Origin of the sequence: Eubacterium ramulus ATCC 29099 (genome assembly GCF_000469345.1) — a bacterium.
Taxonomy (GTDB): domain Bacteria; phylum Bacillota; class Clostridia; order Lachnospirales; family Lachnospiraceae; genus Eubacterium_I; species Eubacterium_I ramulus.
This window is the reverse complement of sequence record NZ_KI271117.1, coordinates 32,181-47,868: the sequence shown is the minus strand read 5'-3', so window position 1 is coordinate 47,868 and position 15,688 is coordinate 32,181. Positions and strand designations below refer to the sequence as shown.

The window sequence follows — 15,688 nt, the reverse complement described above, 5'->3', positions numbered from 1 at the left end:
GCTGATGACATAATATTCGTTATGTCGCATGCACAAATTTATATAGAGCAAAGAATGACACGGAAGCTAAAGTCAACAGAGACTATGCTATCAGCTTATATGCATGTGTGGCACGCAGTGCGTCGTGTGAATGGCTGATTATTTCACTGTGTAAATACAGAAAATGAAGCATCCTGTCAGGGAAAGCGATTAAGCAAACGACCGAGTTTCACGAGTTTTTGCGCGAGTGGAAACGACCTCTTTTTCAGGCGTGGGAACGAGCGCGATGAAAACGACGTGAAACGAGGGTAGTGAGCGTCTAGCGTCCTGACAGGATGCTTCGTTTTCGTATTAAAAATTAAATTTCAGCCAACAACAAGACAAACAAGAATTGATTCAGTTACAAAAATGTGCCGCATAAAATTCGTTCAAATGATCACATACCTGCGTCAGACCATCCTCGGTAAATGGATAGCTGGCGCAGTTTTTTTGTTCATCCGGCGTGGTATCAAAATTATAAGGTCCCGGCCATACAGTCACCCGAAGCACAGTGTCCCCTTCTTCCGGTTCATATTTTTCAATGCGGTAGTGCATGCCTTTGTAGCTGCCGTGAAACCGCTCTTTTTTATAGAAGTTAATGTTAAAAATATCTGTTCTTTCAATCATGAGAATCGTCCTTTCAAAATTCTTGAATAGTTACAAATTATTTTAACTTTTGCAGGGAAAATGTGCAAGCATAGTTCAAGTCGAACGCCCGTGAAATCTGGTGCGTGATTCTGGTCAGCGTAAACTGACATATTCATCTCAGACTGAGAGAAATGCAGATTTTTTTGTATTCCTTTTCGCTTCACTTTTTTTGGGGTTTGTGGTATCGTATGAAATACTTATGAAAAGTTCAAGTCAGATTTATTTGACTCAGACTGAGATGAATAAGATACATGATCGGTGAATGCGGATCATAAAGAGAGAAAAGAGATGAAAGATTTTAGATGAAGATTTTACTGACCGCGATTAATGCAAAATATATCCATTCAAATTTGGCCGTTTATTCTTTGCAGGCGTATGCAGAAGCACAGGGACATAAGATAGAACGGGCGGAATATACCATTAATAATCAGCTGGATGATATTCTGGAAAAAATCTATTGCCAGAAACCGGATGTGTTGATTTTTTCCTGCTATATCTGGAACATTGAATATGTAAGGGAACTGGCGGCAGAATTTCACAAGCTGCGGCCGGAGGTGCCAATCTGGGTTGGTGGTCCTGAGGTTTCGTTTGAGACGGAACGTTTTCTGAAGGAAAATCCTGCGATTACCGGAATTATGATGGGGGAAGGGGAACAGACACTGACCGAACTGTGTACCAGTTTTGAACAGGAAAGCTCATTGGAAAAAATCGACGGTATTTCCTATCGGCGAGGGGATGGAACGGTGGCGGTCCAACCCCTGCGCAGCCTGCTTCCCATGGACGAACTTCCATTTTGTTATGCGAATCTGCAGGATTTTGAACACCGGATCATTTATTACGAATCCAGCCGTGGCTGCCCGTTTTCCTGCAGTTACTGCCTGTCTTCGGTAGACAAGAAGCTGCGGTTTCGCAGTCTTCCGCTTGTATACAGGGAACTGCAGTTTTTTATTGATGCAAAAGTGCCACAGGTGAAATTTGTGGACCGTACCTTTAACTGCCGGCATGAGCATGCTATGGGAATCTGGAATTATATCAAGGAACATGACAACGGTATTACGAATTTTCATTTTGAAATATCCGCAGATCTGCTCCGCGAGGATGAACTGGAACTGATTTCTGATATGCGGCCGGGGCTGATTCAGCTTGAGATTGGTGTACAGTCTACGAACGGATCTACAATCCGTGAGATTCACCGTACTATGCGGTTAGAGGACGTGTATCGGGCTGTGAACCGGGTGAAAGCAGGGAAAAATATACATCAGCACCTGGATCTGATCGCAGGACTTCCGTTTGAAGATTATGAGAGATTTCAGCAGTCTTTTGATGACATTTATGCGTTGCATCCGCAGCAGCTGCAGCTGGGATTTCTGAAAGTGCTGAAAGGTTCCTATATGTATGAGCATGCATCCGAATATGGACTGATCTACCGGACAAAACCGCCGTATGAAGTGCTGGCCAGCAAATGGGTTTCCTATGATGAGATGCTGGAAATCCGCCTGGTGGAAGAAATGTTGGAACTTCATTATAATAGTGGCCAGTTTCTGACATATCTGGCTGTTCTGGAGCAACGGTATGCAAGTGCTTTTCAAATGTTTCTTGATATGGGACATTTTTATAGAAGTCATGGGTATCTGGATTGCAGCCATAACCGTGTGCGCAGGACCGAAATAGTACTGGAATTTGCAGAGAGTGTGGATGCCGGACATCGGGCGGCTTATGAAGAGGCTTTGATTTTTGACCTGTATAAAATTGAAAAATCCAAGAGCCGGCCGATATGGGCACGGGACCTGGCATTAGAGAAAAAGAAAACATCCGCTTATCTGCGGGCACATGGACTGGAAAAAAAATACTGTCATCTGGAGAAATTTAACTGGCTGGATGCACGGGGAACTCTGAGGCAGAAGGAACAGCCGATGTGGTTATTGTTTGCCTATGAAGTACGTGATCCGTTAACAAATGAAGCAGCATTTACCGAAATCAGCGAAGCAGAAATGGAGGGAGATACCACATGGAACCGATCAGAGAACTGATTGCGGTGGATCTGGAGATGACCGGACTGCAGGTTAAAACAGACCGGATCCTGGAGATTGGTGCGGTGCGTCTGGTGAACGGACAGTTGCGGGACACGTTTCAGACATTTGTGAATCCGCATCGCAGGATTGATGCACGGATTACGGAACTGACAGGAATCCGGCCGGAGATGGTGGAGGATGCTCCGGAGGCAGAGGAGGCTTTGCGAAAATTTCTGGAGTTTGCGGGAGAGGCGCCATTTCTTGGACATAACGTGATCTTTGATTACAGTTTTTTGAAACAATGTGCAGTCAATCATAAGATATCGTTGGAGCGGAGTGCCCTGGATACGTTGAAGATTGCCAGAAAAGTACTGAAGGAGCCGGAGAAAAAATCGCTGGAGGCACTGTGCGGATATTTTCAGATTGACCGGGAACATGCGCACCGGGCGGTGGACGATGCAAAAGCAACGGCAGAACTGTTTTTAATGCTGCAACAGAAGTATCAGCAGCAGGAGCCGGGACTGTTTGTACCAAAGCCGCTGCATTACAAGGTGAAAAAGCAGGGACCGCTGACTCCGGCACAAAAAAGAGACTTGAATCATTTGATGATTTATCATAGAATAGAGTTTAATATTGAACTTGACAGCCTGACAAAAAGTGAGGCTTCGCGTATGATTGACAAGATTTATGCGCAGTATGGAAGAATTCCGGAACAGGAGGGTTCGGACAATGTATAAAAGGTCAAAGAAAAAAAGACTGTTAGCGTCAATTGTAGTATTGATCGTGCTGGTGGCAATGGTAGTAACCGGCATTTTATCTGCATTTCTGATATGATTTGGAAAGGTGAACAGAACATGAAAAAATGGATCAGAGTATTACCGGTTCTCGGGGCAGCCGTGTTGCTGACAGTGGGATTCGGTCATCAGACGGCACAGGCAAAAAAAGGAGAACATCCGGTGATCGCGGACCGGATCTTTATCGGGGATGTTGCAGTAGGCGGTATGACAAAGGAAGAAGCTGTGGATGCGGTACAGGATTATGTACAGGATCTGGGGGATAAAACTATTACACTTACCATCAATAATGTTTCTGTGGAGGCAACAGCAGAGGAACTGGGACTTACCTGGGAAGATCAGGAGAGTGTGAAAGAGGCTGTGGCTTACGGAAAAAGCGGCAACCTGATCGCACGTTATAAAGCGGGCAAAGATCTGGAACATGAGGATAAAGTATTCAAACTTCCGCTGATGGTGGATGCAGAAAAGACAACCGCATATCTGGAGGATCATACATCAGAACTGAACCGGGAAGCCGTTGATTTCGGTCTGACCCGTGAAAATGGAGCATTCAAGATCATCGAAGGGCAGGATGGAATCGTTGTGGATGTGAAAAAATCCGTGGATGCCATTGATGATAGCCTGAAAGAAGGCTGGAAGGATGACAATACCGTGGAACTGGCGGCAGAGGTGACAAAACCGCAGGGTTCGGAGGAGGAACTGTCAAAAGTAAAAGATGTACTGGGAACTTTCAGCACGAATTATGCATCTTCTGCAGCCGGAAGAAAGGCAAATATTGCCAACGGAAGTAAGAAGATCAATGGCAGTGTGATTTATCCGGGAGAAGAATTTTCCGTATATCAGACTGTGGCACCGTTTAATGCGGATAATGGCTATAAGCTGGCAGGCGCCTATGAAAACGGTACCACTGTGGATGCATATGGTGGTGGAATCTGTCAGGTATCTACTACCCTGTATAATGCAGTCATCCGTGCAGAATTGGAAGTGACGGAGCGTTCCGGTCATTCCATGATCGTCGGTTATGTCGATCCTTCCGCAGATGCGGCGATTGCCGGAGAGTATAAAGATTTTAAGTTTAAAAATAATACTGAAGCACCGATTTATATAGAAGGATCTGCCAGCGGATCAAATGTATCTTTTACCATTTACGGACAGGAGACCCGAGCTGCAAACCGGAAAGTTTCTTTTGTCAGTGAGACATTAAGTACTACCGATCCGGGTGTGAAATTCGAGGCTTCTTCAGATGCAGTAGGAACAATCACGCAGACACAGAGTGCGCATGTGGGAAAATCGGCCCGTTTGTGGAAGGTGGTCACTGTGGACGGTGTGGAGCAGAGCCGGGAAATATTTAATAAGACGACATACAAAGCCTCACCGAAGATCTATGCCGTAGGTACGTCATCTGCCAATCCGGAAGCTGTTTCGGCGATGAAAGCAGCGATTGCAAGCCAGAATGAGGCAACGATCCGGGCAGCAGCGGCACAGTGGAAAAATGCAGTGCAGCAGCCGGCAGCAGATACAACAACAGATATGACACAGCAGCCGGCAGATTCTGCACAGCAGGGACAGACACAGGATCAGACACAGCAGACAACTGTTCCGGCACAGACAGCACAGTAGGTCTGACAGAATATTCGGAAATAATAAGGGAACATAAATTATGAAACAGGGAAAAATAGCAGAGAGCGTATTGAAACGTTCCATTTTCAAACAATTGCATCTGAAACGTCCGGATGTACTGCTGGCAGCGGGTATCGGAGAGGATTGTGCAGCTTTTGCGGTGGCAGAGGATGAAGTAGCAGTGATCTCTGCCGACCCGGTAATCTGGGAAGATTCTTTGGATGGACGGTGTGCCGTGCATGCGAATCTGAATGATCTGGCTGCCGGAGGTGCGGAACCTGTGGGATTGATGCTGACAGCACTGCTTCCGCCTGAGATTGAGGAAGCGCAGATGCGTCAGATGGTTCAGATGATTGCACAGGAATGTGAACCATTGCAGGTACAGATCCTGGGCGGACATACAGAAGTGACTGATGCAGTGAAGCGCCCGGTTGTTTCTATTGCGGCGGTAGGAAAAGCAAAGAAGGGAATGCTTTCCACTACCACAGGTGCAAAGCCGGGGGACGACATTGTTGTGACGAAATGGATCGCACTGGAGGCGACGGCAAAACTTGCCCGCAGCCGCAGAGAGGCATTACTCTCCAGATATCCACGGCATCTTCTGGATGATGCAGAACGGTTTCAACAGTATTTTTCAGTGATTCCGGAGGCTGCTACCGCCGTGAAGTCTGGCGTGAGAGCCATGCATGATGTGACCACAGGAGGCATTTTCGGTGCATTGTGGGAACTGGCAGAAGCTTCTGGCGTCGGACTGGAAATCGAATTAAAGAAGATACCGATTCGGCAGGAAACCGTAGAAATCTGTGAGTTTTTTGATCTGAATCCATATCAGCTGGGTTCCACCGGGAGCCTGTTGCTGGCTGCGCCGGATGGCAATCGTCTGGTATTGGATCTGAAGCAGCAGGGGATTCCGGCTGTTGTGATCGGAAAAGCCACAGCGGACAATGACCGGGTTGTGATCAACGAGGACGAACGCAGATTTTTAGAACCGCTGCGGGCGGGGGTTCAGGTATACGGTATGGAGTTCAAGATATAGAACCGTCGAATGCTGGTATTCTTCAGAACCAGTGGTTATAAAATGTTGAGAAATGTGAAGGAGAACTGACAATGCGTGAAAAAATTTTAACATTTATAGAAAAAAACAGTCGTATTGATATCAAAGAACTGGCAATTATTCTCGGCGAGGATGAGCTTAGTGTGGCAAATGAGCTGGCTGCGATGGAAGCAGATCATGTCATTTGCGGCTATCATACGCTGATCAATTGGGATAAGACTGATATTGAAAAAGTAACTGCTCTGATCGAGGTAAGTGTTACCCCACAGAGAGGGCAGGGATTTGACAAGATTGCAGAGCGTATTTACAACTATCCGGAGGTAAATGCAGTTTACCTGATTTCCGGAAGCTACGACCTGCTGGTAACTATTGAAGGACGTACTCTGCGTGAAGCAGCACAGTTCGTGTCAGACAAACTTTCACCGCTGGAGTCCGTGCTTAGTACAAAGACAAACTTTATTTTGAAAAAGTACAAAGACCACGGAACCATTATGGCAGAAAAAGAAAAAGATGAAAGGATGCTGATGACACCATGAGAAACCCATTATCAAAAGTAATTACAGAAATTGAACCATCCGGTATCCGTAAGTTTTTTGACATTGTAAGTGAAATGAAGGATGCAATTTCTCTTGGTGTTGGTGAGCCGGATTTTGACACACCATGGCATATTCGTGATGAGGGTATCTATTCGTTGGAAAAAGGTAGAACTTTCTATACATCAAATGCAGGTTTAAAAGAATTAAAAATTGAGATTTCCAATTTCCTGAACCGGAAATACGGTCTGGATTATGATTATAACCATGAGATCATGGTTACTGTCGGCGGAAGCGAGGCCATTGATATTGCAATGCGTGCCATGCTGGATCCGGGGGATGAAGTATTGATTCCACAGCCAAGCTATGTATCGTATCTGCCATGTGCAAGACTGGCAGGCGGTGTTCCGGTGGTCATTGAACTGAAAGCAGAAAATCAGTTCCGACTGACCAGAGATGAACTGGAAGCAGCGATCACACCGAAGACAAAGATTCTTGTACTTCCATTTCCGAATAATCCGACAGGTGCGGTTATGGAGCGCAGTGATCTGGAAGAATTGGTGGATGTCATTGTTGCAAACGATCTGTATGTTATTACGGATGAAATCTACTCTGAACTGACTTATACAGAGGAAGGTCATGTGTCCATTGCTGCAATGCCCGGAATGAGGGACCGTACCATTTATATCAATGGTCTGTCCAAATCCCATGCGATGACAGGATGGCGTATCGGATATGCTTGCGGACCGCAGGTAATCTTAAAGCAGATGCTGAAGATCCATCAGTTTGCTATTATGTGTGCACCGACAACCAGCCAGTATGCAGGTGTTTCCGCACTGAAAAACGGGGATGAGGATGTGGCACATATGCGTGACGAATACAACGGCCGCCGTCGTTATCTTGTGCATCGTTTTAAAGAGATGGGACTTGAGTGTTTTGAGCCGTTTGGTGCATTTTATGCATTTCCGTGTATTAAGGAATTTGGTATGACTTCTGATGAGTTTGCCACCAGATTTTTGCAGGAAGAAAAAGTTGCAGTCGTTCCCGGAACCGCTTTCGGCGCATGCGGCGAAGGATTTCTGCGAATTTCCTATGCATATTCACTGGAAGCGTTGAAAGAAGCATTAGACCGCATGGAGCGTTTTGTACAGAAGCTTCGTGCAGAGAAAAAGGAAGCATAGATTATGGCAAAGTTAAATATCGTGCTGTATGAGCCGGAGATTCCGGCAAATACCGGAAATATCGGGCGTACCTGTGTGGCAACAGGTACCCGCCTGCATCTGATTGAACCTCTGGGATTTCGTTTGAATGAGAAGCAGATCAAGCGTGCGGGAATGGATTACTGGAAAGATCTGGATGTGACCACTTATGTGAATTATCAGGAATTTCTGGAGAAAAATCCGGGTGCAAAGATTTATATGGCAACCACAAAAGGACAGAATGTGTATACAGAAGTGTCCTATGAGGAAGACTGTTACATTATGTTTGGCAAAGAGAGCGCCGGAATTCCGGAAGAGATTCTGGCACATAACAAAGACAGATGCGTGCGGATTCCGATGTTGAGTGAAATCCGCTCCCTGAATCTGTCTAATTCGGTGGCCGTTGTGCTGTACGAAGCACTGCGCCAGAATGATTTTTCTCAGATGCAGCTGATGGGACATCTGACAAAGTTTGACGATTATATAGAATAATGTGCTTAAGCTATTTTGTGTGAAAATGTAATGATTCACAGAAAATGAGAAGATAAGCGTGAAAGAGGATTCTTACACATGGCATTTATTAAGGCAGAAAAGTTAAAACATAAATTTGTACGCCGGGATGAACAGGGAGAAATAGAAGATGTGACGCTGGCGCTGGATGATGTGAATATTGAAGTAGAAGAAGGGCAGTTTATTGCCGTTCTGGGGCATAATGGTTCCGGTAAATCTACTTTTGCAAAACATCTGAATGCATTGCTGACACCGAGCGAAGGTACTGTCTGGGTAGATGGAAAAGATACGTCAAAAGAGGAGAACATTCTGGATATCCGCAAGGAAGCCGGTATGATCTTTCAAAATCCGGATAATCAGATCGTGGCCGGAGTCGTGGAAGAAGATGTGGCCTTTGGGCCGGAAAATATCGGTGTTCCGACGGAGGAAATCTGGGAGCGTGTCGGAAAGAGCCTGGAGGCAGTCGGCATGACAGCATATCGCTATCATTCCCCAAACCGTCTGTCCGGCGGACAGAAGCAGCGTGTGGCGATTGCCGGTGTCGTGGCGATGGAGCCGAAGTGCATTATTATGGATGAGCCTACCGCCATGCTGGATCCAAATGGACGGAAAGAAGTATTGAACACGGTGCATCGTCTGAACCGGCAAAAAGGTGTGACAGTCATTCTGATCACGCACTATATGGAAGAAGTCATTGATGCGGATTATGTGTTTGTCATGGATGATGGACATGTAGTGATGCAGGGCATGCCCCGTGATATATTTTCACAGGTGGATACATTGTTGGAATACGGACTGGATGTTCCGCAGATTACCCGGTTGGCCTGGGAACTGAAGCAGGAAGGTCTGCCGCTTCCGGATGGAATCTTGAGCAGACAGGAACTGGTGGAGGCAATATGTCAATTAAAATCGAAAACCTGAGTTATACTTATGCACAAGGCAGTGCATATGAAATACATGCGTTAAAAAATCTGAGCCTTGAGATTCACGACGGTGAATTTATTGGCATTATTGGTCATACCGGTTCAGGAAAATCTACACTGATCCAGCTGCTGGACGGCCTGATTAAAGCAGATGAAGGACATATTTATTATGACGGGGAAGATATTTATGCACCGGGCTATTCTCTGCGATCCCTGCGGGGACGTGTCGGTCTGGTGTTCCAATATCCGGAGTATCAGCTTTTTGAGACGACCGTGTTGAAGGATGCGGCATACGGCCCGCAGAATCAGGGATTTTCTGAGGAAGAGGCATTGGAAAAAGCCAGAGAGGCTCTGGTGCGGGTAAAACTTCCTGAGAAATACTGGGAAATGTCTCCCTTTGAATTGTCCGGCGGACAGAAACGGCGTGCCGCCATTGCCGGAGTCATTGCCATGAATCCGAAGGTATTGATCCTGGATGAACCAACGGCCGGTCTGGATCCGAAGGGGCGGGATGAACTGTTTGACCTGATCCGGGAATTACATGAAAAGATGGACATGACGGTGCTTCTGGTATCACACAGTATGGAAGATATGGCAAATTATGTACAGCGGATCGTAGTTTTAAATCATGGAACATTGATGTTGGACGGAACACCTTCAGAAGTATTTTCCCATGTGCAAGAGCTGGAACAGGTGTCATTGGCGGCCCCGCAGGTGACTTATCTGATGAAAGATCTGGAAAAAGCCGGATTTCCTGTGGATACGACAGTGACAACGATCGAGGAAGCAAAGAAAGAGATTATAAAGTTATGTTAAAGGATATTACACTTGGACAATATTATCCGACGGAATCAGTCATTCACCGGCTGGATCCCCGGGTGAAACTGGTGGCGACACTGATGTACATTGTGTCTCTGTTTCTGTTTCATGATTTTGTGGGATTTATCGTGGTGACATTGTTTTTGATAGCCATTATTCGGATGTCACATGTACCGTTTTCCTTTATGTTGAAAGGTGTGCGGGCAATCTGGCTACTGGTGGTCATCACTGCGGTGTGTAACCTGTTTTTCACACAGGGAGTGCAGACTTATTTCGCCTGGAAATTTATTCATATTACAGATACCGGTGTCAGCAATGCGGTCTATTTTACGATCCGTCTGGTGTATCTGGTTGTGGGAACCTCGGTAATGACGCTGACTACCACACCGAATAAGCTGACAGACGGCTTGGAAGAAGGACTGAAACCACTTTCTAAGATCGGTGTTCCGGTGCATGAGATTGCCATGATGATGTCCATTGCCATGCGTTTTATCCCAATCCTGGCAGAGGAAGCGGACAAGATCAAAAAAGCGCAGATGGCAAGAGGAGCGAACTTTGAAGAGGGTAATATCATTCAAAAAGCAAAAGCGATGGTACCGATCCTGGTACCGTTGTTTGTGTCAGCGTTCCGTAGAGCAAATGATCTGGCGACAGCGATGGAAGCACGCTGCTATCATGGTGGTGAAGGACGGACAAAGATGAAACCGTTGCATTATATTTCTGTGGATTACAAAGCGTATGTGGTGATGGTACTGTATCTGGCAGTGGTTATTGTGATTAGAATTTCTATATAATAACATAAGAGACGGATAAAGATGAGTGTGAAACGAGTGAAACTTGTGGTGGCCTATGATGGCACCAATTATTGTGGGTGGCAGGTGCAGCCAAACGGAATTACGATAGAGGGTGTTCTGAACAGGGAATTAAGTAAATTATTGAAGGAAGATATTGTGGTGATCGGTGCGAGCCGTACAGATTCCGGCGTACATTCTTATGGAAATGTGGCAGTTTTTGATACGAATGCCCGTATGCCGGCAGAAAAGATTTCCTATGCGTTAAATCAGCGGCTGCCGGAGGATATTGTAGTGCAGAATTCCTGCGAGGTACCACCGGACTGGCATCCGCGTCATTGTAACAGCCGTAAAACATATGAGTACCGCATTTTGAATCGCGAATTCCCGATGCCTCAGCGACGGCTGGATACATGGTTTGTTTATCGAAAACTGAACATTCCGGCAATGTGTGAGGCAGCAAGACGGTTCAAGGGAACACATGATTTTAAAAGTTTTTGTTCGGTAAATACGGCTGTGGAAGATACGACCCGCACGATTTATTCCTGCGAATTAAAACAGGATGGTGAAGTATTGACGATTCGAATCACCGGAAGCGGATTCCTTTATAATATGGTGAGGATCATTGCAGGAACGCTTTTTGATGTGGGAATCGGTAAAATTGCACCGGAGGATATTCCAGCGATATTAGAGAAAAAGGATCGGAAAGCGGCAGGACCGACTGCACCGGCTCACGGTCTCACTATGATTGGATTGGAATATGAGATTCGGCCGGAGACCCTGATGAGGCCAGGTGGGAAATTAACTGAGAAATAGAGGAATAAGTTCCAAATTATATAAAAACTGCTGAAGAGAACGCAAGTAATTCCAAGCAGTTTTTTTCTGTTTAAGATACAATAGAAATTATAGTAACTAAATTGATAGAACTGTCATGCAAAAAAAGTTGTAATGATTGTATGAAAAGGAAGAATACCACAGCATTTGCGGACAGGTCTTGAACAGAAAGGGAGAGCATATGAGAAACAAGAAAAGAATCCTGGCACTTTTACTGGCAGGCGTTCTTGCATTTGGGGGATTACCGATTACTGCAAGTGCGGCAAACAATGTAAGAGACGGAGCGAGACCGGCAAATGGCACAACCGTGTCTCAGCCGTTTCCGGAAAAATTATTTCTGGGAGAGCACAATTCCACAAACGGTTATACCAGATTCCGTATTCCGGCGTTGACCACCGCAGCGGATGGCACACTGGTGGCAGCGACAGATATCCGCTGGGATAAATGCGGCGATGGCGGCGGAATTGATACGGTTGTTTCCAGATCTACAGATGATGGAGAAAACTGGTCCTACACCGTGGCAAATTATCTGGGAGATAATGGAAACAAGTTCAACTATTATTCCAGCGCATTTATCGATGCGGCTCTGGTTACCAAAGGAGATGCCATCTATATGGCCTGTGATCTGTATCCGGCAGCCATCGGGCTGAACAGTGCGGCTTATGCGCCAAAGACCGGAAGCACCGGATATGATGCGAATGGAAATTTGCTTCTGGCAGCAGTTACAGAAAACGTGAATGGAGTATCAAACTCTGCTCTGCGTTCCGTGGCAAGTTTCAGCTATCATCTGGAGAAAAAATCAGATGCAACAGCAGATTCTTATTATGAGATCAAAGACAATGAGGGTAACACAGTTGCAGGATATGTGATCGATGATCATTTCAATATTAAGAGCATAGAGGGAGAAAATGCAGTAGATACAAACCTGTTCTGCGGCGATTCTCCATATTTCCCATATCCGACGGATTTTATTTATATCGTAAAATCAACAGATAACGGAGCCACATGGTCTGCACCACAGCTCACAAATGTAAAGAAGGAAAGTGAGCAGACACTTCTGGTTGGACCGGGACGTGGTATTGTGACATCCACCGGAAGAATCATGTTTACCTGTTATGAGTTTACCGGCGGAGACAAGAACAGTTCAATAATTTATTCGGATGACAATGGTGCGACCTGGCATCGTGGAGCGTCTATGTCTGCGATCAGTTCTGAGGCAGTTATGACAGAGGCAGACGGAAGAGTCTATATGTTTGTCCGCAGACAGAATGTTTACTATGTATCAGAGGATAACGGAACGACATGGTCTGGGCCGAAATCCATGGGCATCAGTTACAATAATAACTGCCAGCTGACAGCCATCACTTATTCCAAGAAAGTCAATGGAAAGACAGCAATCCTGTTTGCTGGACCATCCGATACAAGTGCGCGCAATTCCGGCAGGATCTGGCTGGGCTTGGTGCAGGAGAATGGCAGTATCCAGTGGCAGTCCGATCCATATGTAGTGACCAACGGTTCTCATTATGCATACTCCTGCATTACAGAACTGAAAAATGGTGACCTGGGACTTCTGTATGAGTATGATGATAACAAACTGCAGTTTGAAAAACTTGCATTTGAGGATGTGGCACCGAATGTGTCAACCGACAGAGTATGGGTTACCGATGAGAATGACAAAGTCGTGAAATCTGCGGTAATGAAACCGGATCAAACAGTATCTTATAAGGTAAATACATCAAAAGAAGATGCTGACGTACAGGTTTCATCATCCAACAGAGCGGTTGTGGGCGCAACTTATAAGGATGGAAAACTGACACTGAAAGCAAGATCTAATGTCACAGGTTTAAAACAGGTAAAAGTAACTGTCACATCAGAAGATGAATCTGTGGTTATGAATGTCACTGTAACAGATGCTGAAAATTACAAAGTCATTGATCTTGAAAAAGGCGAGACAAAAACAGTTGATATCAAAGGTGTAAATTATGCAGATACAGATCTTTCTTCCGTAGATAGTAAAGTTGCAAATGTGACCATCGATGGAACAGATATAAAAGAGACCATTGAAAAAACAAGTGCACAGCTTGGCACAGCCATTGCAGTTTTCAACGGGCAGAGAGTAAATCTGAATAAATGCCTGTATACACTGGAGGCAGGAAGCGGCACAGATACTTATAAAGTAAAAGCAATGGGTGCAGACGGTACGGCAATTTATCTGGGTCCGAAAGCTTCCAGCAAATCCGGACTTCCAAATGTAACAGCAAGTCAGCCGCTGATCACATTTACAAAAAACGCTTCTGATGATACATTCAGCCTGATGGATAATTCCACAGGAGGGGCAGGAAAATATCTGTATTTCCACCATACAGATGCATCCAAGCTTCATTTTGACAGACAGAATACAGCAGATGCAAACTGCTACTTTGAAATCTATATGCCGTCTGATTCAGCGTCTGATTATGAACTGATCAACGGTTATAAAAAAGTAAAAAGTACTGCAGAACTGAAAGCGGGCGGAAACTATCTGATCGTTACAAAAGCAGATGCGAATGGCAGCCGGTATGTGCTGGTTCCTTCCACCGGGACGGAAAAATATGATCATGTGGCAAAATTAGTCACAGAAACAGTTTCATCCAGTGAACAGGCAGTTTTAGCTGCATCCGATGTGGCAACATTTACTACAGAGAATAAGAAAGCAATTTCCGATAATCTGTATACATTTAAAAAAGTAGATGAAAACCGCTATGTTATTTCCGGACATACAACCGATGGAAGCACCACATTCTTAAATATCGGAACACCAAGAATTCCGAACCGGAATGTGAGTGAAATCATTGAACTGCAGTCAGGAAGTAATCAGACCATTGGATTTTATGGCATTACAAGCCAGCGTTATCTGTACTTCTGGCACGATGCATCCAGATTATACTATGACAGAAACTCCACACTGGCTGCACTGACCTGTGAATTTGAACTGTATAAACCGTCTGCAAATGCCCCGACAGATTCTCCAATCCCGGGATATGAACTCGTCAATGGTATATCCGGAGTCGAGGATGGCGGCGAATATCTGATCACTTCAAAAGTCAGTGGAAATTACTATATCATGAACCCGACGTTGGAAAGCATCAACTACAAGCATGTGGCAAAAGTTTCCGATGAAACTTATGTAAATCCGGCAGCGACAGCAAGTTCTACCATTACATTTACCGGAGTGGCAAATGGAAGTACCTCTGTAAAAGTCGGAGATGTGATTTACTTTGTAGCAGTCAAAGAAGAAGGTATTGTATGTGACCATGCTTCCACTGTTGTGGTTGATACAAAAGAGCCAACCTGCGCAGAGGAAGGTTATACCGGAGATGAAGTATGTATTAACTGCGGTGAAGTCGTTGCAAAGGGTGAAGCCATCAAGACACTGGAACATCAGACAGAAGTGCAGGGGGCAGCAGAAGCAACCTGTACTGAGGATGGCTATACAGGAGATAAAGTTTGTACCGCATGCGGTCAGACCATCGAAAAAGGTGAAGTAATCAAGGCAGCTGGTCACAAGACGGAAGTACGTGGTGCAGCAGAGGCAACCTGCACAGAAGAAGGTTACACAGGAGATGAAATTTGTACCGTATGTGATGAAGTTGTCAGAAAAGGTGAAGTGATCGCAGCCAAAGGTCATAATTATGTAAACGGAACCTGCACAAACTGCGGACAGGATGATCCGGATCTGAATCGTACCTATGCATTGCGATATATCACAGTCGGCGAGCAGACCGGATGGTATTATGCGAACGTAAAAGGTGAAGTAGACAGATCTTATACCGGCGTTACTGCCAATGAATATGGCTGGTGGTATGTAAAAGGCGGCGTACTTGATTTATCTTATACCGGATTCGGTCAGAACGAGAACGGATGGTGGTATGTAAGTGACGGTCAGGTAGATTT

General features: G+C 45.3%; 13 protein-coding genes. 12 read left to right on the top strand and 1 reads right to left on the bottom strand.

Annotation, left to right across the window (positions count from 1 at the left end; genetic code table 11):
- Positions 1–375 precede the first annotated feature (375 nt).
- Positions 376–645, bottom strand: coding sequence for a hypothetical protein (locus tag HMPREF0373_RS06900; protein ID WP_021738952.1), 270 nt, complete (start codon positions 643–645; stop codon positions 376–378).
- A gap of 323 nt (positions 646–968) precedes the next feature.
- Here HMPREF0373_RS06900 and HMPREF0373_RS06895 point away from each other — a divergent pair, with 323 nt between their 5' ends.
- The 12 genes from HMPREF0373_RS06895 to HMPREF0373_RS06840 all read left to right on the top strand — a co-directional run.
- Positions 969–2,696, top strand: a complete 1,728-nt coding sequence (locus HMPREF0373_RS06895) for a B12-binding domain-containing radical SAM protein (protein ID WP_021738950.1) — start codon at positions 969–971, stop codon at positions 2,694–2,696.
- Entirely contained in the window at positions 2,675–3,415 is a 741-nt protein-coding gene (locus HMPREF0373_RS06890) for a 3'-5' exonuclease (RefSeq protein WP_021738949.1), read from the top strand. The genes HMPREF0373_RS06895 and HMPREF0373_RS06890 overlap by 22 nt, the downstream gene beginning before the upstream one ends.
- A 117-nt stretch (positions 3,416–3,532) precedes the next feature.
- A complete protein-coding gene (locus HMPREF0373_RS06885) occupies positions 3,533–5,092 on the top strand; it encodes a VanW family protein (RefSeq protein WP_044963287.1) in 1,560 nt (519 codons plus the stop codon).
- Between the two features lie 40 nt (positions 5,093–5,132).
- Complete coding sequence (locus tag HMPREF0373_RS06880; RefSeq protein WP_021738947.1) at positions 5,133–6,128, top strand: AIR synthase family protein; 996 nt, start codon at positions 5,133–5,135, stop codon at positions 6,126–6,128.
- 71 nt (positions 6,129–6,199) lie between these two features.
- Complete coding sequence (locus HMPREF0373_RS06875; RefSeq protein ID WP_021738946.1) at positions 6,200–6,682, top strand: Lrp/AsnC family transcriptional regulator; 483 nt, start codon at positions 6,200–6,202, stop codon at positions 6,680–6,682.
- Complete coding sequence (locus tag HMPREF0373_RS06870) at positions 6,679–7,860, top strand: pyridoxal phosphate-dependent aminotransferase (protein WP_021738945.1); 1,182 nt, start codon at positions 6,679–6,681, stop codon at positions 7,858–7,860. Before HMPREF0373_RS06875 ends, HMPREF0373_RS06870 begins: the two co-directional genes overlap by 4 nt.
- A 3-nt stretch (positions 7,861–7,863) precedes the next feature.
- The gene (gene trmL, locus HMPREF0373_RS06865; RefSeq protein WP_021738944.1) at positions 7,864–8,370 is read left to right on the top strand and encodes a tRNA (uridine(34)/cytosine(34)/5-carboxymethylaminomethyluridine(34)-2'-O)-methyltransferase TrmL; all 507 of its coding nucleotides are present in this window, start codon (positions 7,864–7,866) and stop codon (positions 8,368–8,370) included.
- Between the two features lie 78 nt (positions 8,371–8,448).
- The gene (locus HMPREF0373_RS06860) at positions 8,449–9,309 is read left to right on the top strand and encodes an energy-coupling factor transporter ATPase (RefSeq protein ID WP_021738943.1); all 861 of its coding nucleotides are present in this window, start codon (positions 8,449–8,451) and stop codon (positions 9,307–9,309) included.
- Complete coding sequence (locus HMPREF0373_RS06855; protein ID WP_021738942.1) at positions 9,285–10,127, top strand: energy-coupling factor transporter ATPase; 843 nt, start codon at positions 9,285–9,287, stop codon at positions 10,125–10,127. The genes HMPREF0373_RS06860 and HMPREF0373_RS06855 overlap by 25 nt, the downstream gene beginning before the upstream one ends.
- The gene (locus HMPREF0373_RS06850; protein WP_021738941.1) at positions 10,121–10,924 is read left to right on the top strand and encodes an energy-coupling factor transporter transmembrane component T family protein; all 804 of its coding nucleotides are present in this window, start codon (positions 10,121–10,123) and stop codon (positions 10,922–10,924) included. The genes HMPREF0373_RS06855 and HMPREF0373_RS06850 overlap by 7 nt, the downstream gene beginning before the upstream one ends.
- A 21-nt stretch (positions 10,925–10,945) precedes the next feature.
- A complete protein-coding gene (truA, locus tag HMPREF0373_RS06845) occupies positions 10,946–11,737 on the top strand; it encodes a tRNA pseudouridine(38-40) synthase TruA (protein ID WP_021738940.1) in 792 nt (263 codons plus the stop codon).
- 199 nt (positions 11,738–11,936) lie between these two features.
- Positions 11,937–15,688: sialidase family protein (locus tag HMPREF0373_RS06840; RefSeq protein WP_021738939.1), on the top strand; the 3,752-nt coding region annotated here is incomplete at its 3' end.

Coding starts and splice junctions, on each gene's coding strand:
- HMPREF0373_RS06855 (WP_021738942.1), top strand. CDS start 9,285: ATGTCAATTAAAATCGAAAACCTGAGTTATACTTATGCACAAGGCAGT.
- HMPREF0373_RS06870 (WP_021738945.1), top strand. CDS start 6,679: ATGAGAAACCCATTATCAAAAGTAATTACAGAAATTGAACCATCCGGT.
- HMPREF0373_RS06885 (WP_044963287.1), top strand. CDS start 3,533: ATGAAAAAATGGATCAGAGTATTACCGGTTCTCGGGGCAGCCGTGTTG.
- HMPREF0373_RS06880 (WP_021738947.1), top strand. CDS start 5,133: ATGAAACAGGGAAAAATAGCAGAGAGCGTATTGAAACGTTCCATTTTC.
- truA (WP_021738940.1), top strand. CDS start 10,946: ATGAGTGTGAAACGAGTGAAACTTGTGGTGGCCTATGATGGCACCAAT.
- HMPREF0373_RS06900 (WP_021738952.1), bottom strand. CDS start 645: ATGATTGAAAGAACAGATATTTTTAACATTAACTTCTATAAAAAAGAG.
- HMPREF0373_RS06895 (WP_021738950.1), top strand. CDS start 969: ATGAAGATTTTACTGACCGCGATTAATGCAAAATATATCCATTCAAAT.
- HMPREF0373_RS06875 (WP_021738946.1), top strand. CDS start 6,200: ATGCGTGAAAAAATTTTAACATTTATAGAAAAAAACAGTCGTATTGAT.
- HMPREF0373_RS06850 (WP_021738941.1), top strand. CDS start 10,121: ATGTTAAAGGATATTACACTTGGACAATATTATCCGACGGAATCAGTC.
- trmL (WP_021738944.1), top strand. CDS start 7,864: ATGGCAAAGTTAAATATCGTGCTGTATGAGCCGGAGATTCCGGCAAAT.
- HMPREF0373_RS06860 (WP_021738943.1), top strand. CDS start 8,449: ATGGCATTTATTAAGGCAGAAAAGTTAAAACATAAATTTGTACGCCGG.
- HMPREF0373_RS06890 (WP_021738949.1), top strand. CDS start 2,675: ATGGAACCGATCAGAGAACTGATTGCGGTGGATCTGGAGATGACCGGA.